The organism is Exiguobacterium sp. s46 (assembly GCF_018618875.1).
Lineage (GTDB): Bacteria > Bacillota > Bacilli > Exiguobacteriales > Exiguobacteriaceae > Exiguobacterium_A > Exiguobacterium_A abrahamii.
In genome coordinates this window covers 23,061-48,074 of sequence record NZ_JACSMY010000002.1, presented here as the reverse complement: position 1 = coordinate 48,074, position 25,014 = coordinate 23,061, and the positions used below count along the sequence as shown (strand labels likewise).

21 protein-coding genes are annotated in these 25,014 nt (G+C 48.7%); 11 read left to right on the top strand and 10 right to left on the bottom strand.

The genetic code is table 11. The features are described 5' to 3' along the window. Window positions 1-29: 29 nt before the first annotated feature. The 4 genes from kynU to kynB are packed head-to-tail and all read left to right on the top strand — an operon-like array spanning window position 30 to window position 4,197. The gene (gene kynU / locus KNQ08_RS11845) at window positions 30-1,307 is read left to right on the top strand and encodes a kynureninase (RefSeq protein ID WP_214805829.1); all 1,278 of its coding nucleotides are present in this window, start codon (window positions 30-32) and stop codon (window positions 1,305-1,307) included. A 10-nt stretch (window positions 1,308-1,317) separates the two neighbouring features. Continuing rightward, window positions 1,318-2,697: an amino acid permease gene (locus KNQ08_RS11840; protein WP_152995538.1), complete on the top strand. Its 1,380-nt coding sequence runs from the start codon at window positions 1,318-1,320 to the stop codon at window positions 2,695-2,697. A gap of 23 nt (window positions 2,698-2,720) precedes the next feature. Next, window positions 2,721-3,560 carry a tryptophan 2,3-dioxygenase gene (gene kynA / locus KNQ08_RS11835; RefSeq protein WP_149426635.1) on the top strand — a complete coding sequence of 280 codons (840 nt, stop codon included), beginning with the start codon at window positions 2,721-2,723 and terminating at the stop codon, window positions 3,558-3,560. Between the two features lie 13 nt (window positions 3,561-3,573). Further along, a complete protein-coding gene (gene kynB / locus KNQ08_RS11830; protein WP_214771994.1) occupies window positions 3,574-4,197 on the top strand; it encodes an arylformamidase in 624 nt (207 codons plus the stop codon). Window positions 4,198-4,237: 40 nt separating this feature from the next. On the opposite strand, the gene KNQ08_RS11825 is transcribed toward kynB, so the two are convergent. The 3 genes from KNQ08_RS11825 to cydD all read right to left on the bottom strand — a co-directional run bounded on the left by KNQ08_RS11825 (window position 4,238) and on the right by cydD (window position 8,441). After that, window positions 4,238-4,879, bottom strand: a complete 642-nt coding sequence (locus tag KNQ08_RS11825) for a cyclase (protein ID WP_214771992.1) — start codon at window positions 4,877-4,879, stop codon at window positions 4,238-4,240. A gap of 125 nt (window positions 4,880-5,004) precedes the next feature. After that, complete coding sequence (gene cydC / locus KNQ08_RS11820; protein ID WP_214805827.1) at window positions 5,005-6,714, bottom strand: thiol reductant ABC exporter subunit CydC; 1,710 nt, start codon at window positions 6,712-6,714, stop codon at window positions 5,005-5,007. Next, window positions 6,711-8,441 (bottom strand): thiol reductant ABC exporter subunit CydD, encoded by a 1,731-nt coding sequence (gene cydD / locus KNQ08_RS11815; protein WP_214805824.1) that lies wholly within the window; start codon window positions 8,439-8,441, stop codon window positions 6,711-6,713. The genes cydC and cydD overlap by 4 nt, the downstream gene beginning before the upstream one ends. 208 nt (window positions 8,442-8,649) lie before the next feature. Here cydD and KNQ08_RS11810 point away from each other — a divergent pair, with 208 nt between their 5' ends. Next, window positions 8,650-9,132, top strand: a complete 483-nt coding sequence (locus tag KNQ08_RS11810; protein WP_214771986.1) for an Rrf2 family transcriptional regulator — start codon at window positions 8,650-8,652, stop codon at window positions 9,130-9,132. Between the two features lie 22 nt (window positions 9,133-9,154). Further along, window positions 9,155-9,523, top strand: a complete 369-nt coding sequence (locus KNQ08_RS11805; RefSeq protein WP_029343141.1) for a nuclear transport factor 2 family protein — start codon at window positions 9,155-9,157, stop codon at window positions 9,521-9,523. Window positions 9,524-9,586: 63 nt separating this feature from the next. Here KNQ08_RS11805 and ypfJ read toward each other — a convergent pair whose 3' ends face one another. Beyond that, window positions 9,587-10,429: a KPN_02809 family neutral zinc metallopeptidase gene (gene ypfJ / locus KNQ08_RS11800; RefSeq protein WP_029343140.1), complete on the bottom strand. Its 843-nt coding sequence runs from the start codon at window positions 10,427-10,429 to the stop codon at window positions 9,587-9,589. Between the two features lie 183 nt (window positions 10,430-10,612). On the opposite strand from ypfJ, the gene KNQ08_RS11795 reads away from it, so the two are divergent. Then, entirely contained in the window at window positions 10,613-15,058 is a 4,446-nt protein-coding gene (locus KNQ08_RS11795; protein WP_214805821.1) for a polysaccharide biosynthesis protein, read from the top strand. Between the two features lie 48 nt (window positions 15,059-15,106). On the opposite strand, the gene KNQ08_RS11790 is transcribed toward KNQ08_RS11795, so the two are convergent. After that, entirely contained in the window at window positions 15,107-16,279 is a 1,173-nt protein-coding gene (locus tag KNQ08_RS11790; RefSeq protein ID WP_214771983.1) for a glycosyltransferase, read from the bottom strand. 49 nt (window positions 16,280-16,328) lie between these two features. Here KNQ08_RS11790 and KNQ08_RS11785 point away from each other — a divergent pair, with 49 nt between their 5' ends. The 3 genes from KNQ08_RS11785 to KNQ08_RS11775 are packed head-to-tail and all read left to right on the top strand — an operon-like array spanning window position 16,329 to window position 19,510. After that, window positions 16,329-17,495: an MATE family efflux transporter gene (locus KNQ08_RS11785; protein WP_214771981.1), complete on the top strand. Its 1,167-nt coding sequence runs from the start codon at window positions 16,329-16,331 to the stop codon at window positions 17,493-17,495. 12 nt (window positions 17,496-17,507) lie between these two features. Next, window positions 17,508-18,647, top strand: a complete 1,140-nt coding sequence (locus tag KNQ08_RS11780) for a glycosyltransferase family 4 protein (protein ID WP_214771979.1) — start codon at window positions 17,508-17,510, stop codon at window positions 18,645-18,647. Continuing rightward, window positions 18,644-19,510, top strand: coding sequence for a glycosyltransferase family 2 protein (locus tag KNQ08_RS11775; RefSeq protein WP_214771977.1), 867 nt, complete (start codon window positions 18,644-18,646; stop codon window positions 19,508-19,510). The genes KNQ08_RS11780 and KNQ08_RS11775 overlap by 4 nt, the downstream gene beginning before the upstream one ends. Here the strand turns inward: KNQ08_RS11775 and KNQ08_RS11770 are convergent. Continuing rightward, complete coding sequence (locus KNQ08_RS11770) at window positions 19,494-20,105, bottom strand: response regulator (protein WP_214805819.1); 612 nt, start codon at window positions 20,103-20,105, stop codon at window positions 19,494-19,496. The genes KNQ08_RS11775 and KNQ08_RS11770 overlap by 17 nt on opposite strands. A 40-nt stretch (window positions 20,106-20,145) precedes the next feature. Between KNQ08_RS11770 and KNQ08_RS11765 the strand changes: the two genes are divergently transcribed. Continuing rightward, window positions 20,146-21,480, top strand: coding sequence for a sugar phosphate nucleotidyltransferase (locus tag KNQ08_RS11765; RefSeq protein ID WP_214805817.1), 1,335 nt, complete (start codon window positions 20,146-20,148; stop codon window positions 21,478-21,480). Between the two features lie 41 nt (window positions 21,481-21,521). Here the strand turns inward: KNQ08_RS11765 and manA are convergent, their stop codons facing one another. The 4 genes from manA to KNQ08_RS11745 form a co-directional block, all read right to left on the bottom strand. Continuing rightward, window positions 21,522-22,472, bottom strand: a complete 951-nt coding sequence (gene manA, locus KNQ08_RS11760) for a mannose-6-phosphate isomerase, class I (RefSeq protein ID WP_214805815.1) — start codon at window positions 22,470-22,472, stop codon at window positions 21,522-21,524. A gap of 176 nt (window positions 22,473-22,648) precedes the next feature. Next, entirely contained in the window at window positions 22,649-23,290 is a 642-nt protein-coding gene (locus KNQ08_RS11755; protein WP_214805813.1) for a peroxiredoxin-like family protein, read from the bottom strand. Between the two features lie 40 nt (window positions 23,291-23,330). Then, on the bottom strand, window positions 23,331-24,398 hold the full coding sequence (locus KNQ08_RS11750) for a YcjF family protein (RefSeq protein WP_050676903.1): 1,068 nt from the start codon (window positions 24,396-24,398) through the stop codon (window positions 23,331-23,333). 98 nt (window positions 24,399-24,496) lie between these two features. Continuing rightward, window positions 24,497-24,979 carry a GNAT family N-acetyltransferase gene (locus KNQ08_RS11745; protein ID WP_133208221.1) on the bottom strand — a complete coding sequence of 161 codons (483 nt, stop codon included), beginning with the start codon at window positions 24,977-24,979 and terminating at the stop codon, window positions 24,497-24,499. Window positions 24,980-25,014: the final 35 nt, after the last annotated feature.

Here is a 25,014-nt window from a genome sequence, read left to right as displayed (position 1 = left end):
ATTGAGCATTCATTTGAGGAGGATGACGTATGACACTGCAAGCAAAACGGAGCGATGCTGTTGCTCTGGACGAGCAAGATGCACTCGCTGCCTATCGTGATGAGTTTTATCTGCAACCGGGTAGTATCTATATGGACGGAAACTCGCTCGGTTTATTATCGAAGCGTGCCGAGAAGACGTTGCTCGAGTCGCTATCAGACTGGAAAGAACTCGGAATCGATGGCTGGATGAAAGGACGTCATCCTTGGTTCGAATTATCGGAACGTCTCGCTGCTCTCAACGCTCCGCTCGTCGGCGCACAAGCTGAAGAAGTCATGGTCACCGGTTCGACGACCGTCAATCTCCATCAACTCGTCGCGACATTCTTCCAACCAACAGAAGGACGAGATAAGATTTTAGCGGATGCGCTGACGTTCCCGTCGGATATCTATGCCCTCCAAAGCCAACTTCGTTTACGTGGCCTGGATCCGGAGACACACCTCGTCCAAGTTCCGAGTCGGGATGGTCGCTTTTTAGAAGAAGATGATATCATCGCCGCGATGACGGATGATATCGCGTTGATCGTCTTGCCGGCGGTACTTTACCGAAGTGGACAAATTCTCGATATGGAGCGTTTGACGAAGGCGGCACACGACCGTGGCATCCTGATCGGTTTTGATGGTTGTCATTCCGTCGGAGCCGTTCCCCACGCGTTCCATGACTGGGGCGTCGACTTTGCCTACTGGTGTAATTACAAACACTTGAACGGTGGTCCTGGAACGGTTGGTGGATTATTCGTTCACGAACGTCATTTCGGAACGTTGCCTGGTCTGACGGGCTGGTTTGGTTCGCGTAAGGATAAGCAGTTCGATATGGATCATACGATGACACCGGCGGCGCATGCCGGTGCCTTCCAGATCGGGACACCACACGTCTTAAGTCTTGCTCCACAAATCGGTGCATTAGAGATGTTTGACGAAGTCGGTATCGAAGCCGTTCGGACAAAATCACTCGCGTTGACGCAGTACATGATGGAACTCGTCGAGCAGGAACTCACACCGTACGGTTTCGTCATCGGAAATCCGGTCGATGATAAACGCCGTGGGGCGCATCTCAGCCTCGAGCACCCGGAAGCAGCACGGATTTGTAAAGCACTCAAGGAAAATCGGATCATTCCCGATTTTCGGGCGCCGAACATCGTCCGTCTAGCACCCGTCGCTCTCTATAATACGTTTACCGATGTCTATGACGTCGTCGCGACACTCAAACGAATCATGAAAGATAAAGAATACGAACGTTTCGCGAATGAACGCGAAGTCGTTGCTTAAGGAGTACACCATGGAACAACCTACTGAACTACGGCGTGAACTCAAGACACGCCAACTCACGATGATTGCGATGGGCTGTGCGATCGGAACCGGTCTTTTCCTCGGAAGTGGACTTGCGATCGGGCTTGCCGGACCGAGCGTTTTGATCAGTTACGCAGTCGGCGCCTTCATCGTCCTACTTTTAATGGGCTGTCTCGCTGAAATGACGGTCGCTCATCCAACATCTGGCTCGTTCGGTACGATTGCCGAACGATACATTAGTCCATATGCGGGTTTTCTCGTCCGCTATTCATACTGGATCGCAAACGTTCTCGCGATCGGTGTCGAAGTCAGTGCGATTGCGATCTATATGAAATACTGGTTCCCCGACGTTCCCGGGGTCGTCTGGATTCTCGTATTCGCTGCCGCGTTGATTTACATCAATGCCACGACAGTCAATACGTTCGCGACCTTCGAATACTGGTTCTCAGTCATTAAAATCAGTGCCATCTTGCTATTCATTTTGCTTGGTGCCTACTTGGTTATCGGTAGTCCAAGTCCTGAGATTGGTCCACAAAACTTCACGAACGACGGTGGTTTCATGCCGTTCGGCTTCTCAGGTCTCTGGATCGCAATCTTCATCTCCCTGTTCAGCTTCCTCGGAACGGAATTGATTGCTGTCACTGCTGGTGAAGCGAAGGACCCAGATGTCGCCGTACCGAAAGCATTAAAAGCGACGGTCTTCCGTCTCTCGACGTTTTATGTCGTCACGATTGCTTTGATGTTGATGATCGTCCCATGGCAACAAGCAGGCGGTGTCGATCAAAGTCCGTTCGTTAAAGTAATGGAGATGCTATCGATTCCATATGCAGGCGGTATCATGAACTTCATCATCCTGACAGCGGCGCTGTCTGCGATGAACAGTCAACTGTACGCTTCGACACGGATGATGTATTCGTTATCGAAGGCAACGTATGCGCCAAAAGTATTTGGACGCTTGAATCGAAAAGGTGTACCACTCTTCGCACTCGCCTTATCGACACTCGGCATTTTTCTCGCAGCGATCATCAGCAGTCAATCGAGCGTTTCTTATCCATTCATGATGGGGATTTCGATGTTCGGGGCGATTTTCACATGGTTCATGATTTTCATCTCCCATCTGTACTTCCGTAAAGCCTGGGAACGTGAAGGTGGACGGACGTTACCGGTTCGGATGATGGGCTATCCGTATCTGACTGCCCTCGGTGCATTGTTGTTATTCGCACTCGTCCTAACGACATGGTTCACGGATTTCCAAATCGTCTTGAAGTTTGGTGTACCGTGGTTAGTGTTCTTATCGATCGCCTATTTCTTCTGGAAACGGGCGCATCCGGAACAACCACAGACCGCTGAAAAACGAAAACTAAATTAATTCGATAAAGGGGATGAACGGGAATGACAAAGACAGATCCTACGTCTATTGAAGCATCGATTCAAACGGATTTTAAGAAAGATATGTCCTACGGGGATTATTTGCAACTAGATCCATTGCTTACGAGTCAACATCGCTTATCGGGGCATCATGACGAGATGCTGTTCATCATCATTCATCAAACGAGCGAACTCTGGATGAAGCTGATCCTGCATGAGATGCGAGCAGCGACGCAAGCGGTCGCAAACGATGATCTCGAATCATCGTTTAAGATGCTCGCACGTATCTCAAAGATTCAACACCAGTTGATTCAGTCGTGGAATGTCTTGTCGACCTTGACCCCTGCCGAATATCTGGAATTCCGTGATGCGCTTGGTCACTCATCCGGTTTTCAATCGTATCAAAACCGTCAAATCGAATTCGCGCTCGGCTTCAAGAATGAGCAGATGCTAAAAGTGTATGCGCATGACGAAACACTCTATCCGATGATGCTCGAAGACTTGAAGACACCAAGCATCTACGACGAAACGATCCGGGCGATGGCGCGCCATGGGCTACCGATCGACCAATCCGTCCTTGATCGTGATGTCACGCAAGACTGGACGCCGAATGCAAGTGTCGAAGCAGCTTGGGCGACCGTCTATCGGGATGTCGAACAATACTGGGATCTGTATGAGCTCGGTGAAAAACTACTTGATATCGGGAGCCAGCAGCAGATGTGGCGCTTTAACCATATGAGTACCGTCGAACGGATCATCGGACAAAAGCCAGGAACGGGCGGTTCTTCTGGCGTCAGTTATCTACGACGTGTGCTCGACCACCGATTCTTCCCGGAACTGTGGTCAGTCCGCACGACATTATGAGGAGGATGAAGCGATGACACGATGGATTGATGTTTCACAACCACTTGATCGCCACGTCACGACGTGGCCGGGAGATACACCTTTTGAAGCGACATTGACATGGAATAAGGCAGACACCGGTTCCGTTAACGTCGGAAAGGTAACGATGAGTCTGCATACTGGCACTCATGTCGACGCGCCGTTTCATTTTGACGATGCTGGACAAAAAATCATCGACCTTGATCTGGATCTCTACATCGGACATGCGCGTGTCATTTACTTACCAGGTCGTACAGAAATCACAGCCGCTGATTTAGATGGCTTTGAGCTAAATGACGTCCAGCGCTTGATCATCAAAACGGATGGTTGGATCGACAAATCAACTTTCCCAGAAACGATTCCCGTCTTGACGCCAAGTCTTGCTGAGCGTCTCGGAGAACTCGGGATTTCGCTGATTGGTCTCGACTTACCAAGCGTCGATGCGATCGATAGTAAGGAAATGGCGGCCCATCACGCACTGGCGCAGCATGGAGTCCATATCCTTGAAGGACTCGTCCTTGATGCGATCACGCCTGGTGATTACCACCTCAACGCTGTTCCACTTCCGCTCGTCGACGGCGACGGTAGTCCCGTTCGTGCCTTACTTCGTCCATACTAAAAAATCCGTCCAGCAGGCTCTCTGCTGGACGGATTTTTTGTTACTTAGGTAGTGGTTCGAACAAACTAGCTTCGATTTGACGAACGACATGCCCAAGGACTGCAAGCGATGGATCAACCTCAAATCCTTGATCCAGAGAATGATTTGCTCCTTCAATAACATCAATCGTCAGTTGTGAGGTGCGACACGTTTCAAGTGCCGCTTCATCATAAAACTTATCGGCTGTTCCGATGACAAGGAGTCCAGCTTGCGACGAGGTGGCGATTTGTTCGACTACTTCGGCTTCAAGAACGGGTGTTAAGAAGACGAAACGTGCTGTCTGTAGATTCGGCTTAGCGAGCAATGCCGCTAGCGGAATTGTTCCTAACGACTTTGCGATGAACTGAACGTTTTCATATGTATGTGTCGCAAGCACTTCTGAGACGACGGCGTCGACCCGTTGCGTCATGCAGACATTCGATTCTGCGTCTGTCATCGAAAAGAGCTCTTCTGTCACATAATGAATACAGATGACATCGATGTCTCGAGCTAGTAGTGCCATCCGGCTGTAGTAGAAGTAAGGATGGTCGTAAAGGTACGATGCTCCCGAAATCAAGAAGCAAACCTGTTTGGATCCCATTTGAAAATGATCATATGAAACGGTTGTCTGATCGACGACGATGGATGATTGTTCGATATGCATGAAATCCCTCCACACTTTTTCTAGACTTTACCATTTCAAAGGTAGACTGTCATGTCTTTTTCGGTTCTCCCTTATAAACTAAAAAAGGCGATGTACCAAATTGGGTCATCGCCAATCCTATATCTTTATCCAATCGGAGCAAACACGGACTGTTCGACTTGTTTTAATTCATAGAACGGTCCTTGTCGCGCCATCAATTCGGTATATGTTCCGACTTCGATGACGTGACCTTGATCCATGACGATGATTTGATCCATCGCTTCAAGACCCGCTAATCGGTGGCTGACGAGGACAAGTGTCGCGTTCTCCGCTCGCGTGAACAATCGATCGAGAATCATCTGTTCTGTCAAAGCATCAACGGAAGACGTCGGTTCGTCAAGCAAGTAGAGCGACGCTTCCCGTAAGAGCACACGAGCAATCGCTAAGCGTTGTTTTTCTCCTCCAGACAAGTTCTCGCCTTTTTCAAATACACGATCGTTTAATTCGAACGTCGTTAACCCAACATCATCGAGTGCTTGACGCATCGCCTCGTCCGTTGCTGCTTCGTTCGCAAGCAATAGATTATCGCGAAGCGTTCCATAAAAGTAATGATTCTGTTGCAGGACGACATTTGCGTGTTGCCACAGTCCTTCCGGATCAACCGTCTGACTCTCTTGACCAGCAATCGTTAATCCGTCTCTCGGATACATCCGTAACATCAATTGAAGTAACGTGGATTTCCCGGAACCACTCGCCCCGACGATTGCCGTCTTCTTGCCGGCAGGAATTGAGACGGTGATGTCACGTAAGACCGGACGCGGTGCATCAGGGAAAGTGAACGTCAACGCGTTCGTTTCAAAGGATGGTGCCTGATCGAGAACAAACGTGTCATAAGTTGGCTCTTCTTGCTCGGTCACGACTTCATCAAGTCGTTTCGCAGCATGCCGGCTATCTTCGAAAAAGCCCGGTAAAATCGCCATCGGTGCGGCGTTTTCAAAAACGGTCAGCGATGTCATGACGAGTAAAGCGAGGAAGACCCCTTCGAGCTGTCCGCTCGCGACAAGATAGGCACCGACACCAAGAACGAGCCAAGAGATGATCAGCGTCACCATCGTATTCAAGGCCAAGTTCGAAACAGCATGTAAACCATTACGTTTTTCTTCTTCGACATACCGTTTTGCGACGGCATTCAAGTCCTGTTCTTTTTGATCAAGTTGCTGATAAATCTTTAAATCCCGATAGCCTTGGAACAACTCTGTCACTTCTGTCGACAGATCACCACGGCGGACACGAACTGAACGTGCGAAACGTTGTTCGCGGTACGCGAACCAACCCGGAATCAAGAAACCGGTCAGAATCAGACCAAGCAATAACAGTCCGGCAATCGTCCACGAGAAGAAACTGACGAAAAAGATCGTACAGAAGAAGACAAGCAGCAACACGATCGGTGGATAAAGGACACGTAAAAACGTATTTTGCAGACTCTCGACGTCCCCGACAATCCGGGCAAGTAAATCCCCACTCCGGTATTTGCCGAAAATTCCTGGCGCGAGCGGCTCGAGTCTCCGGTAGAACGACGTCCGGATATCACTGAGGATCGTAAACGTCGCCCGGTGCGAATAATAACGTTCCGCATATCGACTGACGGCGCGCGTCAGACTCGACACTTTTTGTAGCGCAATCAAGACGGCAAGCGTCTGGATCGGTGGCAATAAGGCTGCCTTTGAAATCAGGTAACCACTTGCTGCGAATAAACCGACCGCTGTCACTCCGGCGAGGACACCGAAGAAGATCGACCAGGCGATATCGCGTTTTTGATGCACCATCAATCGAAAGACTCCTAGTAGTTCCTTCATCGTGTTTCCTCCCCTCTCTGGACGCTACGCATCCGAGCATATTCCGAATCACGTCCAAGCAGTTCATCGTGAGTGCCACAATCGACGATTCGTCCGCCATCGAGGACGACGATTTGATCTGAGCGCTCGATCGTATGCAGGCGGTGTGCGACAGTGATGACTGTCGCTGCTTGTCCAAGCTGTTCGATCGCTTGTTGAAGCAGTCGCTCCGTTTTGACGTCGAGTCCTGTCGTCGGTTCATCAAAGACGATGACGTTCGGTCGTTTCAAGAACGCTCGTGCCAACGCAACGCGCTGTTTCTCGCCACCTGATAGACCACGTCCGCCTTCTCCAATTACTGTGTCAATCCCTTCAGGTAACGTCGCAATCAACTCCTCGAGTCCTGCCGCCTGCGCCGCCTCAAAAATCTCTTCCGGCGTCGCTTGACGGAGTTCACCGATTGCGATGTTTTCTGCCAGCGTTCCGGCATACAGATACGGATGCTGCGAGATGTAGCTCAACTGACGGAACCAGCTCGCTTCCTCCACCTGACTGCGCTCGATCCCGTCAAGCAGAATCCGTCCTTCTTTTGGATCCGCGAGTCCGGCAATCAACTGTAAGACAGTCGACTTACCGGCACCACTGCGACCGATCAATGCCACCTTTTGATACGGTTCAATCGCAAGTGTCACGTCTTGTAAGGCAAAACGTCCTTCTTGATACGTAAAATCAACTTCATCCAAGACGATTCGTGGTGGACGGTTCATCGAAAGTTCTGATTGACCGAAGGCGACAGGACGATCGTCTGCTGTTAGTTCGGCTGCGATCTGTTTCGCTGCCGCGACACTACCTCGTCCCGTATGGAAGGCAGCTCCCATCTCTTTTAAGGCAAGATAGTATTCTGGTGCCAACACGAGCATCAAGAACGCCGGGACGAAGGTAATGCTTTGGAACAAAATCAAGCGCAGACTGACTTCAAGTGCAATCATTCCCATGCTGAGCATCGAGATGAACTCAAGCATCAACGACGACAAGAAGGCGAGCTTCAAGACCGTTAACGTCGCATCCCGGAAATCAAGACTACTTTTTTCGATGACGTCACGTTGTCGTTTCGCACGACCAAATAACTTCAAGGTCGTCAATCCCTGCAACGTATCAAGGAATGTTCCCGAGAATGCCGTCATCTTTTCGAGTTGAGCATCGGCCCGCTTTTGCGTCATGATGCCGATGATGATGTAGAACAACGGAATGAATGGTGCCGTGATCATCATGACGAGACCGGTGATCCAGTCATAGCTGAATGCCGCGATCAAGACCATCAAGGGAACGATCGTCGTCTGGACGACTTTCGGCAAGTACTGACTGTAGTAGCTGTCCATCTCGTCTACAGCGTCGAGCAAGACACTGACCTTCTGTCCCGCTTGCCCTTGTAGCATCATCTCGACCGAACGACCTGTGTATTTCGCGACGAGTGCTTCCCGAAGCGCCTGCTTCATGTGTGCAGATAACGTCGTACCGAGACGACCGTTCCAATACGTCACGGCGACTCGGAGCAACAGCATCCCGAGGACGACGAGTAGTAACGGAATGACGGCTTCAAACGGTTGTTCTTTCAAGAAAATCCGATCGACCGTCAACACGATACCATACGATTGACCGACGACCGCAACCCCCATCAGGAAAGCTGCAATAATGAATTGAATGAGAATACTGCGTGGAATCTGGACGATTCCTTTTAATGGATTCATATACAAACGTCCTTTCACAAAGTGTGAACGACTTTTAGTGAATATTTTCACATATCGTACATTTAGTATACCGAATCCGGAACGGGGATGCCATGCAGATGCTGTCGAAAAGGTGTGACGGTTTTGTGAGAGCATATGATTCGACAATTCTTTCGAATGAAACTATTATGGATATACATTATCCACGTTTAACAAAAGGAGACTTCTCATGCAAATGAAAACCGGAGTCGAGCAATCCGTCTACGCGATGTTGCTCTTGACCTTCCTTCCGGATCGCGCTGTGTTGCCCGGTGAATTCATCAGCCAGCAACTCGGTGCCTCGCCAACCTATTTTCAAAAACTCTTACGAAAACTCGTTCAGGCGGATCTGTTGTATTCCGTACCGGGTGTCAAAGGCGGCTTTCGCTTACGGCGTCCAGCAGACGAAATTCAAATCTTTGACGTCTATCAAGCGATCGAGGGCAAACAGACGTTGTATGCGTCAAGCGGTGTCTTCGAGGATTTGATGGGAATTCAGGAACAGGAAATCGGTCTACTCTCGAATCTGATGACAGAGGCGGAAGACGCGTGGCAATCGACGTTGAAGCGCGAGTCGATCGGCTCGATCCGTCAAGCAATCGATGCCTCCTGTCCACCGGAACATTTAGAACGGTTGCATACGATAATCACAGACCGGATGATGACACTTTAATGAACAGAAAGAGGTTTTTACCATGGTATTGAATCGTTATTTTGACTTATTCGACGCGTCACGCACGGACGCACAAGCTTTTGAGGATCTCGTTTCCTTATTCACGACAGACATCACGTTCGTTCTGAACGGACAACCAAAGCACGGCATTGACGCCTGGAAACAGTTCGTCCGTCATGTGTTCACGGCGAATCAGGATATTAAGCATATGTATGCGGGCTGGGAAGAAACAACACCAGGAACGTATGAAACACGCTGGGCAGTTTGCGGAAAACGGGCAGACGGTAGTGTCTTCACGCAAGACGGAAAAGATATCGCACGTCTCGATGAAAACGGACGGATCGCTTACCTGGAGAACGTTCCAGATGATCCGACGATGTTCCGTTCATAAGATTACTTTTAAATAACGAAAACCTGTGTTCCGCGAAAGCAGAACACAGGTTTTTTGGTATTCTTATAGGTTCTTCGCTTTGAATGTGTCTCCACCTTCGATCGTGCCGTTATCAAAGCCTTTTTGGAACCAACGTTCTCGTTGCGCCGATGTGCCGTGGGTGAAACTTTCCGGTACAACATATCCTTGTCCCTTCTCTTGTAACGTATCATCCCCGACAGCATTCGCTGCCGTCAACGCTTCTTCAAGATCGCCTTCTTCGAGCAAGTTTTCGCCTTGCGCATGATGCGCCCAGACGCCGGCATAATAATCGGCCTGTAGCTCGAATCGAACGAGGTACTTGTTGAACTTCTCCTCACTCATTTGCTCTCGAAGTGGCATGATCTCGTCCGACTTTCCAAGTAACGTCTGGACATGGTGTCCGACTTCGTGCGCAATGACATAAGCCATCGCAAAATCGCCCGGGGCCCCGTACTTCGTCTGCAGTTCATCATAAAAGCTTAAATCAATGTATAATTTCTGATCACCGGGACAATAAAAGGGACCGACGGACTTCCCTGCTTGTCCGCAAGCCGAACTGACTTGATCCGTATATAAGACGAGCTTTGGTTTTTTATATGTTTTGCCATCTTCTTTAAATTCCTTCGTCCAGACCCGTTCCGTATCCGCTAAGACGACAGAGACGAAATCCGCTGCTTCTTTTTCCTGTGCTGTTTCTTCGTACGTCGTATTTTGCTGATCCCCACCGGTTAAGTCTCCGAGTAATTCAGCTGGATTACCGCCCATCAAGGTGATGACGATCAGCAGGATGATCCCAACACCACCACCGATACCGGCGATTCCTTTCCCTCCCATTCCTCGTCGATCCTCAACGTTCGAACTCCGTTCTCTTCCCTTCCATTTCATGCGCTTTCCTCCTACTCGTTTCGTTGTAGGTCTTTACCCGAAAGCATTCGTCCGTAACGCTCCGTCTTAGGATGGACGTTCCTTCTCGTATTCATTGCTAAAATAAGTACATCCATTTCTAGGAATATCGCCCTCCTGTAGAGAAGAAGTTCAGCACGGATTTTCGTAGAAAGGAGTTGTCCGATGCACTCGTTCCGTCAACACCTCAAGAACTTCATGCATACGTACCGTAAGGACATCCTTGTCCTATCTGGTATGTTTGTATTCATCCTAATTTATAGCTTCCCGTTGTTTCGTTCCGGTATGGTGACGTTCAGCGATCTATCCTTCGGACTGTCCTCACATCGCTATTTAGAAGAAATCTACGGTGCCTGGAACAATCGCTGGAGCACGACGACGCTTCTGAATGTCGCACGATTGCTCTACATCCTACCGTTTTATGTACTCAGTCTATTGTTTGGCTCATCCGGTCCCGTCTTGATCAAGTCATTCATCATCGGACTGTTGACGATCTCTGCTTTATCGATGTTCGCTTTTACGAAACGGCTCCATTCGGTTTATGTCTCGAAGCACTTTTCTTATCTCTCACTGATTGCCTTTGCGATTGCCGCGTTGTTTTATGCCTTGAACCCATGGGTGATTACGCGGATTCAACATATCTATTTACTATGTGGTTATTCCGTCTTCCCTTACGCTTTGATGTTGTTCTTCAACATCTTCGACCCGAAGTTTCGGGAACAACTCGATCCTGGTTTTCGTTTGTCTGATCGGTTGAGCCGACGGACATGGATTGATATTACCGGACTATCGATCGTCTTCGCCTTCATGGCGGCGGGGATCCATTATTTCTTCTTCTCGCTGATCTACATGGGAATCATGGTCGGACTCATTTTCCTAAAGACGAGTTGGACCCGTCGCAAAGAACGGATTTGGTCACCGTTACTGTGGTTTTATGTTCGGGCGACTTGTGCGTTTGGTCTCGTTTTTCTACTATTCAATGGATATTGGTTCTTGATGTACGTCGGCTCGATTCTGACTGGCTCACAAGCTTCACAACACAATATCAATGTCTCTGATACATTGATGTTGTTCAGCCGACACTCGAGCTGGGCGAACGTTTTATTTTTAACGAGCTACTGGTGGCCGATGTTTGATTTGACGACGTTACCGCTGACGTTTTGGATTGCTGGCGCGATTACACTTTTACTCATCTTGCTAGGAGCCGTCGTCGCGTATCGGCAACCGATCCATCTATTCTTTAGTCTGCTTGCGATTCCGCTGATCGTCTTTGCGACCGGTACCCATGAACAAGTTGCCGATGCTTTCGTCCTGTTCGTGACGAAGACACCGTTGATCGGCGCGATGTTCCGCGATCCGAATAAGCTAGTTGGTCTCTTGATGGTCAGTTACAGCTTGTTGCTCGCCGTCGGATTGAATGCCGTCTTTATCCGTGCGTCCCGGACGATTCCACTGAAGTTGTACCGGGTCGTCTCGATCGTCGGAACACTGATCGTCGTCGCCTGCTTTTTCCTCCCTTACCGGACTGTCTATATGGAAGGTTTTTATCATCCAGTCAAAATGCCTAAGGAGTACACAGCTATCCAAAAAGAAGTCGATGGGAAATGGTTGCAATTCCCGATTGCGGACGAGATGACACAACCGAGTACCGGCATCGCGACTCCACGCTGGAATCAAAATCCACGAAAAGGTGGCGAGATCAAGGCTACGGGTGACGTGCAAGTCTACACGTCGGCACACGATACCGTCTTTCATCATGAAGGGGCGTCGCCGACGATTGGTTACATGATGACGTTCATGCAATATCTACTCGACACCGGTCGGTCGGAACAAGCCGGACAGATCGCAAAAGCATTCGGACTGAAACAATTCGCCTACCGGGATGAGTACACGGGGATGAAGGACCGACAAGACTTCAATCTAAAGGTTCTACAGGAACAACGTGATCTCGTACAAACGAAACAAGTCGGCTTGTTCACCTTATTCGACTTGATTGCACCGCTCGATACCCGAACCGTTCCACAATTGATTTTGACCCCTTATGGACTCGAACGGTCAATCAGTTATCCGACACTGGATGGCTACGATCTCGGTCGTCAATCGATTTTGTATGCGACACAAGCACATCAGGATAGCCTCTCCTGGATGAAAAAGGGGGATATCGTCGAGATGATCGAGGAAAACGACCTTGTTCTCAGCCAAGTGCCGGACGAATACTACTGGAAACCGTTCGATGCGATTGATTCAGCCAATGCTTTCCTGAACTGGGGTAAGACGTTTCTCGCCAATAATGATTGGCGCTGGTATTTACGGACGCAAGGTATGACGAACCCGTCGTTTGACCTCGATTTTGGAGACGGGATCGGTCTCTCGTTTGCTTCCGCCCGGATTGACGCGCCGGTCTACAAATTAGACGGATTAAAGGCGAAGCAGGTCGCCTCCTTTAATTCGATGCTTGAGGATGAGACGTTCTTTAAAGCCGATAACCCGGACATCGTCGACTTGTCTCCGAATCCGATGTCAAAAGATAATAACCTGCCTGTCCTTCATGCGGAAGTCGCGGAAGGCGACCCAAAATACATCTGGCAAGTCGCGAAATCCGATAAGCTACCGGCACGACCGAATAACGCCTACCGCTTTGATATTACAGCGAGCGGTCGCGGGGTCGACCGGCTCCACGTCAAGGTCCGGTTCTTTGATGAGAAGGATCGCGAGCTGAATCAGACGTATGTCGTCGCTCCGCGTGATTCCGGTGATGTCGACGCGATTCACTTGCAAGGTGAATATGTCACACCACGAAACGCAAAAACGATGCGGATTGATCTACTCAGTTTCCAGCGCCCCGAGCGGAAAACGTATTGGTGGGTCCATGATATTAAAATCTTCAGCTATGAGGATTATATGATCCCGAACACGTTTACGATGACGAAAGACCTGCCAGCCGGTCGTTACGCTGGGTTTGCCCGTGTGCTGCTGAACCAAAAAGGTGGACAACTCGATTTAACCTTCAATAAACGAGGCGTCACGATTCCAACTCGACAACGATCCGGTGCTAAACTCGCTTGGGTTCCGATCGGTTCGTTCACGACGCCGAGCGGTCCTGCGACGCTCAGCGTGACGAACACGGAAGGCTTTAATGCCATCCAAAACATCGTTCTGATTCCGGAAGAAAGGCTGACTGCTTTACGAAAACGCGTCGATGATACACTCGCCTTCACGAAGACCTTGATGGTACTCGAGGCAGAGACCGGATTCGATTACACCGGTCACTTGCAGTCGGAACGAAACTATCCTGGACTGAGCTTTGGGAAAGGAGTCGCTGCGCAACGGGGACGTTTACAGCGTTCGATCGATATTCGCGAAGCGACCGACTATCAGCTTCAACTAATGTTGACTCCACCGCCAGGAAACGATGGTCAAATCACTGTCAAAATCCGAGACGGAAAGCAGGTCGTCTTCGAACGCGCTTTGTCTCGTGCTGATATTCTAAATGGTCAAAAACATCAACAGCAGATCGGGAATCAGACGGTGACGTACGATCCGCTACATTTAGCGTTTCCGTACCGGATGACAGAGTTGAGTGATGTCTACCAAACGTTATACGAGGTCAAGTTGTCCGATATCCCACTTGCGAAGGGACGCTATCAGCTAGAGCTGTCCTATGCGAGTAAGGTACCGTCACTCGTCGATTGGAAGGATCTGCACAAGTTCGACCCAAACGAGATCGTCACCGATAAAGCCCTTGCCGCTCCGGAAGCAGCAGCGAATTGTGCGACGTGCGTCTCGATCACGGATGATATGTTCGACGCGAGTGAGACCGAAGACGGCTATACGATTGATTACGAGCCGACCTGCTCCTGTGATTGGTATATTTATGCCTCGCAAAAAATGAAGGTGAAACCATATCACGAATATTTGATCCAGTTCGACGCCGTCAGCAAGAACGTCCGTCAACGACACCTTAAAGTGTATTACCTGGATAAAGATGATCGGGTCATCGGTACGGATTTCATCAATGAAGTCGAAGAAAAGAAAAAGAAGCAGTGGAACCATTATGAACAAATCGTCATTCCACCGAAGAAGACCGTCCGGATGCAACTGCATATCTGGACGCGCGGAAATGAGAAAAGGGCTGGGCAATTGCGTCTGAAGAATTTAGAAGTGCTACCGTACGATCAACTGATTCTAGTCGATCAACTCGTTCTCTCCGAGCAAAGCGGTACGCTGTTCGCAACAGAACCTGCCCGTGCGCTTGATGTCGATGCATCACAGATGGGACGGGATATAAAAAGTGATGCGCCACTCGGTCGCTTCACGGTCAATGATTCTCCGACACCGTTATTTAAGCTCCAGACAGATCAGGAAACGATGCGTGGTGACACGGCATTAAACGGCGTTAGTCAGTTGTATCGTTCGAACGAAAAGACGGCACATGTGACCGTCGTACTACGTCCGATTTATTACGCCGGACTGACCATCCTCGTCTTAGCACTCCCACTTAGTATCTTGTTAATTTATTTCATGACGAGCAATCGTGGTCTGGCTATGCGACAACGCCTATCGTCTGTGTTCAAGCAACGTCTTCCTCGTCTGAAACGAAACCAAAAATAGTGTATCGAAAAAGGACAATGGAGATCCCTCGGATCCCCATTGTCCTTTTCATTTGACCGGTACTTCCTCTTTTCGGTGGCGCTGATATAGGCTGACCATCGTCTTCAAGAAAGCGACGGAATCTTTGACGAGATTGACGTGCGATCCTTCGCGCTCGATGCAGGTCACGGGTTGTTGATAGACTCGTAAGCGTTCTTTTTTCGCTGCATACATCAGCTCTAAATCAATCGCGAGACCGCTCTCGACGTGTAGATAAGGCAACAGACGATGGACGACCCGTCGGTTGATGATCTTCAGACCGGTCTGCGAATCAGTCACTCCTCTTGGTAAGAAGAACCGTGTCAGATTTCGTTTTCCAAAGCTCATGAAACGCCGAACGGCTCCCCGGTCTTCAATCGTCAAATCTTTCGTCCCGACGACGATGTCATAGTATCCTTCTTGAGCGATCGTTAATAGCCGTGCGATATCTTCGATTCGAAACGAGTTATCCGCATCGACGAAGACGTAATAATCACTCGAGACGTTTTTCATTCCCTCGATGAACAGACCGGCCTTCCGTGTATTTTGCTCGACCTGATGTACTTCGAGATACCCGACCGTGAACAACGTATCGGTCGCTTCCATGACGATGGATCGATACTCCTGTAAGAGTGCTTTCGATCGATCCGATGAAGCATCATCAAAGAAATTGATTGAAGCGTGAATATAGTCTTCGCTGATGAAGGTCGCAAGCGACTCTAAAAAATCTTTTACATAATTAAAACGTTTCTCTTCGTTAAATATTGGCAATATAAAGGCTATAGTATCCTTTAAAATGGGATATTCAGGATGGATGATATGCTGGATTTCAGCAAACAATTCATTTGGATATGCTGGGCGATAGGAAAACAGACGAAGCATCCCGTCTCCTTGAACCCTGTGATACGGGAAATCTCCTTTTAAGCGAATCGCTTCTTTGATCAACAGAATTTTGGAGCGAGGCCGTACGGATCGAATTTGATTGGCAATTTTAATCTGCTCTTCACGCGTCTTATAGTCGACGACGTACAACAGAATCTCGTGTTCTTCAGCTTCTTGAATTTCAGTGCTGGCGATTTGTTCGAACGAGGCAGGACATCTACCAGGTTGTGTATAAAACAAAACTGGATAATAGGAAATCAATGATTCGTATGGAATATGCCGAGAGTGATCGGTGAAAACAGCAATATGCCCTTGACTCATAAGTCTCATCCTTTCCGTAAAACAGCTCTAACTGATGGGAGATGGCTCCATGACAAGCTTCATTCAGCGACATGCCGTCCTGTTGATTTTTCCGATTCTCGATGTAGCGTTAAACCTCGTAAACTATGCCTATCATTTGTTGTTAGCCCGCGAACTTTCTAGTGCTGTTTATGGATTACTAAATGCCTATTTGGCTTTCTTGGGTCTCCTACTCATCATTGGTGGCGCCTTACAATGGACCGTGACACGTGACTACAGTCAACAGAAGACAAATGATTATCAAAAGCTCCGTTTTCGTATACTGGTGGTTACAGGGTTCTTCTTACTTATTTTACTTTATGCATTACCTTATTTCCTGCCGTTTACCAAAATAAACCTACTAATTGTTTATTTCATCATCGTGTTTCATATCCTTCTGTCTTTTCGCCGTGGTGTCTTACAAGCGACTAAACGCTTCTATGCCCTGAACCTTTCTTATTACATCGAATCCGTCGTCAAAGTTTTAGCCACATGGCTTTTGATTCAACAAACGGATGTCAGCTATGCATTGTTATTCATTTTGGCTGGCATGATCGCGTCCTATCTATTAAGCCTGATACAAGTCACGTTCCCGGTTAGTAGCGGGCGTATTCATGCGAACGGACTCGTCCATATGATCCATACACAGGTCGTCATGACACTATTTTTCACTCTCGATAGTCTTCTCGTCACCCGTTACTTCCCGCAATTAGCCGGAGATTATTCCGTTGCCTTACGGTTTGGTCAACTCCTGTTGTTCGTTGCGTTATCACTCGCCCAATTGTTGTTGCCACGCTTAAGCCAAAAAAGTCAGGACGAAGCCTTTCTTCTTTGGGAGCGTCGCTTTTACCGCATCTTATTAGGTGGAATGGCTCTTGCTGTTTTGGTGTACTGGACGATCGTCCCTTATCTGATTCCGCTTCTATTTGGGAGCGGCTACGACATGGCAACTCATTACATCAAATATATGGTTTTCGTTTATGTCGGCATCACATTGATTCAATACGAAGCACTTGTTCAGTTTTCCCTACATCGAACTGGTTACTTGAAAGGCTATTGGCTGATTCTGGTTCTGTTCGTCCTTGTCTTGACGACATTTCACTCGACCGTCGAGATTTGGTTGCTTGCACAAGCAGGTGTCTTTTTACTTGGCGCCCTGATTTTACGTTTCACTTTACCTCGACACCCCATCCCGTGAAGGAGGCATAACATGAAACCCCATCTACTTTTTTTATCTTGGCGCGATATCAAACACCCGAAAGCAGGTGGCGCAGAAGTGTTCACCCACGAGATGCTCCGACGTGTCAGTGATGAGTATGAAATCACTCATTTTTCTCCCGCATTCGAAGGCGGACACGATGTCGAGTATTTGGATGGAATCACTTATATCCGGAGAGGTACTGCGCTTTCCGTCGTTCCGCTCGCCTTTTCTTATTATCAGTCGCATGCTGCGACGATTGATTTAGTCGTCGATCAGATGAACACACATCACTTTTTCACACCCTTGTATGTTCCATTAGCGAAACGTGCCCTCTTCATTCATCAACTGACACGTGAAATCTGGCAAATCAATGTTCGTCCTCCGTTTTCATACGTCGGCGAATGGACGGAGACACCGCGTCTGCAGCTGTACCGGACCGGTCGCGCGTTGACGGTCAGTCAGTCCACGGCAGACGATCTACTTGCTGTCGGCTTCTCCAAGGACGACGTGACGATTCTACCGGAAGGTCTCTCCTTTACCCCATGGAACGAAGAAGACTGGAAGCCGAAAGAAGCACATCCGACTTTTTTATACGCTGGACGGATGTCGGCCTATAAAGGAATCAATGATGCACTCCAAGCTTTCGTCATCGTTAAACGGGAGTATCCTGACGCTCGTTTCTGGGTTATCGGAAAAAAAGACGAGGCGTATATCACCGAGCACCTTCATCCAATCGTCCCGGAAGAGATGCGTGACGCCATCACCTATTTTGGATTCGTCAGTGAGGAAGAAAAGCTCGAACGGATGAGTCGCGCGACGGCGCTCCTGTTTCCTTCTAAACGAGAAGGTTGGGGTCTGACGGTCAGTGAAGCGGCGGCTGTCGGTACACCAACGATCGTCTATGACGCCCCTGGACTGCGTGACGCCGTCCAGTATGGTATGACTGGTTACATGGCAAAAAGTCAGACCCCGGGCGCCCTCGCTGCCGAGATGCGGGCTTGCTTACGTGACCCCGAAGAATACGAAATGATTCAAGCAGCCGGTCATCGTTTCGCTCAGACCTTGCACTGGGATCATACAGGTCAAGCGTTTCGCAACTGGTTGCAACGCGAATTGATACCCGTCGCACTGAAGGAGGATTTTTCATGATTGGAATCGCTATGTCCACATACGAAAATGAAGCAATCATCACGGAAACGATCCGCTCACTTCAGACACAACAGGCTTCTTTCCTTTGTGTCATCGCGGATGATGGTTCGACCGATTCGACTGTCGCGACGATGCGTCGATTGACCGCAAATGATACGCGATTTGAAGTGCTTGCGCTACCGCACGGTGAACGAGGTATCGCTCGCAAGACTGCCATTGATCGCTTAAAGCAACACGATGTCGAATACCTCTATATCATTGATTCCGATATGGTACTTGAAGAACAGTTATTAAAAAGCTGCCTCTTATATCTTGAGGCACATTTAGAGGTCGGAGCACTCGTCATTCCCGAACGCGCGTACAGTGATTATGATAATTACTTCAGTCAAGTGAAGGTCTTTGAGCGTAACCTGTTCAACGTTCCGACGGATCAACTCGACACGCATACGATGGAAGCTGCTCGCTTCTGGCGGCTCGAGGCGTACGTCGCTTCTGGCGAGATTGATCCGACGCAAATCAGTTTCGAAGAGACGCAGCCGACAATCCGTTATTTGGAACAAGGCGGGATCATTCGCCGTGCGACGTTCACCTACGTACACCACAACGAAAAGCAGGTCGAATTAAATGACCTGCTTCGAAAGAAACGCTATTACTTTGATGTCATGCCCGCGACGCTCGACGCGGAACAGGGTGGCTTCATGAAGGCCTTACGACGTTGGTATTTCTTCCGTCCTGTTCTCTATCATCAGGCTAACTTAAGAAAATACAGCCGTCATCCGCTGTTGACCGTTGGCGTCATCTACATGTACTTGCGTCTTAGCTTCATTGGTGTAGAGTCCCTCTTCTTCAAACGGGTTTCGTAAGACTGCCGGTCAGCGATTGATAGAGGATGTACGTTCCGAACTGTGTAGGGAATTCGAAGCGGTGAATACCGTTCTGGTCTTCTAGAATCTGTTCATGATGATCAATCGTCAGGGCACGTTGACTGATGATTGATCCATCTTCGTAAAAGAGACAATACGGACGATTTGAATTGATTAACACATCGGTAAAATGTTGTCCCAGATTCCGTTTACGTTGTTTCGTTTCCACGACCTCATCTCCGATGCGGGTCATGATACTAAGAACCCGATCGTCAATCTTCAATGGTTTCGTCATCATCCGACTGACGTTTCCTGCGTTCACAGCCGCCAGCAACGTATGGACTTGCATATAGTCCGTCAAGACGATTTGTTTCGTTAACGGTGCCCGTTGTTTAGCAGCACGTAACAGCTCGACGCCATCCATTTCCGGAAGTCGAAGTTCCGTCAGCAAGACATCAACGTCGGAATTGCTGAGTTGTTCCAAAGCCTCTTCTCCTGATCGTGCTTCCTGTACGTCTTGTCCCGCTGCCAGTAGTTTACGGCGTAAAATCCGTCGTGTCGGTTCATGTGAGTCAACTAATAGATAAAGTGCCATATGCTATCGCCTCCGTTTTAAAAAGAAAGGATGGTCGTCAATGTATATTCTTTTACTATCAGGTGGATCCGGAAAACGGCTTTGGCCGCTCTCGAACGATTTAAACTCGAAACAGTTCTTAAAGATTCTAGAAGATCGCGATGGTAATAAACAATCGATGATGGAGCGGGTCTTCCAACAACTTCAGGAAGTCGGTCTGGACGACCGGACCGTCATTACGACGACGAGTTCACAAGTCGATGCGATTGAAAATCAGCTAGGCTTCCGTACTTCCATCATTCAAGAACCCTCACGTCGCGATACGTTCCCTGCCATCATGCTTGCGACAAGTTATCTCGCAGAACGGATCGATTTAGAAGAGACGGTCATTATCATGCCGGTCGATCCTTACGTTGAACTATCGTTCTTTGAACGCTTTGAGCAACTGGACCAAGCCGTTCAAGAACATCCAGATGCGCTTCATTTAATGGGGGTCGAACCGTTGCATCCGACATCAAAATATGGCTATATCATTCCGCAGACTTCCGAAAATATGTCCATCGTCGATCGCTTCCAGGAGAAACCGACTGTTGAAGTCGCGAGTGACTTAATCGAACAAGGTGCACTATGGAACTGTGGTGTCTTTGCCTGTCGCCTTGACTTCTTAATGCAGTGTCTAGAAGAACAAGATGTGCCGACGACATTCGAGGCGCTCCGTTCGAACTACGAGGCACTAGAAAAAACATCATTTGATTATGCGGTCGTTGAAAAGACCGATTCTTTATTCGTTCATCGGTATGAAGGCTACTGGAAAGATCTCGGAACATGGAATACATTAACGGAAGAGATGCCGCATCCGCTTCACGGAAACGCCCGGATGCTCCACTCGACGAACACACATATCGTGAATGAGTTACAGGTTCCCGTCCTCGGAATCGGACTCGATAACTTGATCGTATCCGTGAGTCCGGATGGTGTCCTCGTTGCTTCGAAAGATGAAACACCTGCCTTAAAGGAATATTTGACGGATGACACTTTGCCACCACAATTTGAATGGAAACGCTGGGGCTATGCGACGATCTTACATCAACAGCAACTAGAGGACGGACGCTATGCCGTGACCCGACGTTTGCATATCAAGGCGCATCAACAAATCAGTCACCATTATCATGCACATACGGATTCGACGTGGAGTATCTTACAAGGTCGCGCTGAGGCACTGATCGATGGTCAGTCACAGCAACTCGGACCAACTTCTGTCGTGCATATCCCACAAGGTATTCCGCATACGCTGACCACACTAGAGGATCTGATCATGATTGAAATTAAATATTCCATCGATTGGACGGAGCAAGATAACTATCCGCTCCCGACCTCGATTCGTTCCAAACCATGATGTTAGAAAGGGCACCTCCTATCGGTGCCCTTTCGTCTGCTCTAATCTAAAAACACTTCACTCGTCACGAATGTGACGGATCCCGCTATTTCGTAATCTCCCGCTCGACGCGGCACAAAGAATTGTTTTCCTTTCTGTAAGGGAATCACGCGATTCCCTTGCCGCGCTTCTCCTTTACCTTCGATGACAGTCAATAAACGAAAGACTGGATGATCCTGTAATGTATATCGACTGGTCACTTCATGACGGATCACCGTAAAGGAAGGTACTTGAAGCAACTTCGTCATGATGCCCCCTTCCTTGATGATCGTCTCTGGTTGGTTCGTCCACGGCTCATCTGGAATCGTCGTGACAGCGACTGCCTTCTCAACGTGCAATTCTCTCGGTTTCCCGTCATCTCCTAATCTGTCGTAATCATATAGTCGATACGTTCGATCGCTCATCTGTTGAATCTCAAGAAGAACGATACCTGGTCCTAGAGCGTGGATCGTACCACTCGGAATGTAATAGAATTCGCCAGGTTTAACTTTTTGATGCCGAAGTGACGTCTCCCAGTCCTTTTCTTGAGCGCACCGAAACAGGGCATCCCGTGATTGTAGATTGTGACCAAGAATGATTTCTGCCTCTGGTGCAGCCTCTAAGATATACCAGCACTCATTCTTGCCGTATGGTTCTCCTTCTAGCCGTCGTGCCTCCTCATCGTTCGGATGGACTTGAACGGATAAGTAGGCGGACGAGTCCAGAAATTTTACATGAAGCGGAAAGGCATCCAGCAGATAATCACCGAATAATTCTGTCCGTTTCGTTTGCCATAATTCATCTAGCGTCTTCCCCTGATCAGGTCCATCTAAGAAGTACGTCCGCCCACTCGCGTGAGCAGATGCTGTCCAACATTCTCCAATTTGTCCTTCTGGTAACTCAAACTGAAACAACGCCTCTAAACGTCGACCGCCCCAAATTCGTTCTTTGAAAATCGGTTGAATGGCATACATATCGACGCGGACTCCTGATAGACTAGGAGCGACGCTTCACCTCCATCTATACGTTTAGTTACCTCTTTATACCCATTTTTATGTCTATATTATCCAAATAAAACAGATTGAATCATAAAAAAACCAACTCTTAGTGCATCACTAGGAGTTGGTTTTCGTACAGTTTGCTAGCTCTTTTATTGTTCGAGGTAATCGATGATCGTCTGCGGATCCACGCGTTTCGTATAATCCGATGATACTTCTGCGAAACGAATCACACCATCCGTATCAATGATGAACGTCGCCGGTTTCGGTAACTGCCAATCCTCATTTCCATTGTGCTTCGCTACATCGAGTCCCGATTCTTTGTAAATCTCAATCAAATAATCTGGCAGGTCAAACACGAGATCAAATTGACGGGATACATGTAAATCAACGTCACTTAAGACAGGGAAACTTAACGCATTCTTGTTTGCTGTCTGCTCAGCAAATTCAGGTGTCTCCGGACTGATTGCAACGACAGTCGCTCCCTGAGCACGAATACGGTCGATTTCCCGTTCATACGCGCGAAGCTCGAGATTGCAGTATGGACACCAGCCACCCCGGTAGAACGTCAAGATGACAGGACCTTGCTCGAGTAATGTCTCGATCGCCACAGGCTTGCCGGATACATCGGGTAACGTAAAGTGTGGAATCGTATCACCGACACCTAAACCTTTTGCGATACCAGAAGCAGCCAGCTCAGCTGTCGCTTCCGCCATCAATCGTTGTTTCTCAGCAGGTGCCTTTTGTCGGAATTCCGATTGATACTGTTTGATTTCTTCGAGTAATCGTGTCATATGTTCTCCCCCTTTGTTGCTGTATAGAATAACAGGGAGATTACTCGTTTGTCTCTTCTGACGACTCCTCCGCCTTCTTCCGGAATCGTTTCACAAACCCCATTAGTTGTTCCGGTGTCAGCTCGAGCTTATTCTCATAGACATATTTTGTTCCATATCCGAGTGCAAGGGTGGCGGTCGAAGCAACGCCCGCGGCAATGACGGCACCATACCCCGGAACGAGCTTCGCAATTTGCCGAAAAGCAGTCTTTCCGGAGTTTCCGACGATCGTCACGACAAGTAACTCCTTCGCACTCTCTTTGGATAACTGCCGTTCGTACAGATTCGATAACTTGAGCATCAAGCCGATTTGAATTGAAGTCAGCGGAATGATATCAGCTCCTGGAAACGGCACGGCACCAATCGCACCTGCGGCTGTTCCAGCACCTACGATCCAGTTGTTAGCGATTTTCCCGCGAACGGTTGGATCCATCTGGCGAACGAACACATTATCCTTGTCGAACTTTTTTAAGATATCGAGGACCTCCCGGCGGAGCCGATCAATGTTCGTTCCTTCTCGTGCTGATACGGGAATGATTTTGGGTCCTGGTAGTTTTTCTGCAATATGGTGGACGATCGTGTCGACATCATCCGTCGCATCCATCTTCGTCACGACGATCAAGACATTTTGGTTATGTTGATAGATTTTTCGAAAGTTTTTCGTCTCCGTCTCAGATAAAACGGTACCTGCCGCATTTAAAAAATAAAGGATGACATCGGCACTTTGATAGTACGTCCACGTCGCTTCCGAGTTCTGTGTATTGGCATCATTCAATCCTGGTGTATCGACGAAGATGACTTTATCCTCCGGATGCTGCCGGACTTGATCGATGCGAATCGTTTCACCCGGGCGCGCCCCGACCGTTGCGACTTCGCGACCAAGAATCGCGTTCAAGGTTGAGGATTTCCCCGCATTGACGTCTCCGATCAAAGCAACCGTCACGTCCTGCTCCAGCGATTGATTGAAATCCCGTCGCTCCGATTCAAACGACTGATCAAAGATTTCCTCCAGTTTGCGTTTCCGTTTTTGTTGATTGGTCTCGAGTCCTTCACCAAAAAAATCATCCATCGTGATCCCTCCCCCTTCTTCTGCTGTCTGTCTTTTCCCGTTATCCCTCGCTTTCAACACAAAGAAGGCAAGGGAACATTGCGTCCACTTGCCTAATTTTAGAGATATGTGCTGCGTCGCTCGAGCAATACCGTATCGCGCCATCTGCCTCCGAGCCGACCAATTCGCTCCCGGCGACCGACTTCCCGAAAATCAAAACGTTCATGAAGGCGCAGACTCGCTTGATTTTCCGGAAAAACTTGCGATTGCAACGTCCAGATCCCGGCTGCTTCACTTGCTTTAATGACGTCTTCCATCAAGCGTGTGCCGACACCTTTACCGCGTGCTTCTTCCGCGATATAGAGGCTGATTTCAGCGACACCAGCGTATGCCGGAATCGAAGAGAATGGACTTAACGCGACCCAGCCGAGCAATTGCTCGTCTTCAATCGCAACGAGACGACTGTGTTCATGGTGATGCCTCGTCCATTCTTCGTACGGTAATGCCTCCGTGCGAAACGTCGCGTTCTCCGTCTTTATCCCTTGTTCGTAGATCCGAACGACTTCCGGGTAATCGTCCGCTGTCATTTGACGTACTTCCATCTCATCAGGCTCCTTTGTTGCTCACTGTTGATTCT

Coding starts and splice junctions, on each gene's coding strand:
- KNQ08_RS11785 (WP_214771981.1), top strand. CDS start 16,329: ATGACAAGCTTCATTCAGCGACATGCCGTCCTGTTGATTTTTCCGATT.
- KNQ08_RS11765 (WP_214805817.1), top strand. CDS start 20,146: ATGTATATTCTTTTACTATCAGGTGGATCCGGAAAACGGCTTTGGCCG.
- KNQ08_RS11805 (WP_029343141.1), top strand. CDS start 9,155: ATGGTATTGAATCGTTATTTTGACTTATTCGACGCGTCACGCACGGAC.
- KNQ08_RS11775 (WP_214771977.1), top strand. CDS start 18,644: ATGATTGGAATCGCTATGTCCACATACGAAAATGAAGCAATCATCACG.
- cydD (WP_214805824.1), bottom strand. CDS start 8,441: ATGAATCCATTAAAAGGAATCGTCCAGATTCCACGCAGTATTCTCATT.
- KNQ08_RS11790 (WP_214771983.1), bottom strand. CDS start 16,279: ATGAGTCAAGGGCATATTGCTGTTTTCACCGATCACTCTCGGCATATT.
- KNQ08_RS11840 (WP_152995538.1), top strand. CDS start 1,318: ATGGAACAACCTACTGAACTACGGCGTGAACTCAAGACACGCCAACTC.
- KNQ08_RS11780 (WP_214771979.1), top strand. CDS start 17,508: ATGAAACCCCATCTACTTTTTTTATCTTGGCGCGATATCAAACACCCG.
- KNQ08_RS11795 (WP_214805821.1), top strand. CDS start 10,613: ATGCACTCGTTCCGTCAACACCTCAAGAACTTCATGCATACGTACCGT.
- kynB (WP_214771994.1), top strand. CDS start 3,574: ATGACACGATGGATTGATGTTTCACAACCACTTGATCGCCACGTCACG.
- ypfJ (WP_029343140.1), bottom strand. CDS start 10,429: ATGAAATGGAAGGGAAGAGAACGGAGTTCGAACGTTGAGGATCGACGA.
- KNQ08_RS11750 (WP_050676903.1), bottom strand. CDS start 24,398: ATGGATGATTTTTTTGGTGAAGGACTCGAGACCAATCAACAAAAACGG.
- cydC (WP_214805827.1), bottom strand. CDS start 6,714: ATGAAGGAACTACTAGGAGTCTTTCGATTGATGGTGCATCAAAAACGC.
- kynU (WP_214805829.1), top strand. CDS start 30: ATGACACTGCAAGCAAAACGGAGCGATGCTGTTGCTCTGGACGAGCAA.
- KNQ08_RS11810 (WP_214771986.1), top strand. CDS start 8,650: ATGCAAATGAAAACCGGAGTCGAGCAATCCGTCTACGCGATGTTGCTC.
- kynA (WP_149426635.1), top strand. CDS start 2,721: ATGACAAAGACAGATCCTACGTCTATTGAAGCATCGATTCAAACGGAT.
- KNQ08_RS11825 (WP_214771992.1), bottom strand. CDS start 4,879: ATGCATATCGAACAATCATCCATCGTCGTCGATCAGACAACCGTTTCA.
- KNQ08_RS11755 (WP_214805813.1), bottom strand. CDS start 23,290: ATGACACGATTACTCGAAGAAATCAAACAGTATCAATCGGAATTCCGA.
- manA (WP_214805815.1), bottom strand. CDS start 22,472: ATGTATGCCATTCAACCGATTTTCAAAGAACGAATTTGGGGCGGTCGA.
- KNQ08_RS11745 (WP_133208221.1), bottom strand. CDS start 24,979: ATGGAAGTACGTCAAATGACAGCGGACGATTACCCGGAAGTCGTTCGG.
- KNQ08_RS11770 (WP_214805819.1), bottom strand. CDS start 20,105: ATGGCACTTTATCTATTAGTTGACTCACATGAACCGACACGACGGATT.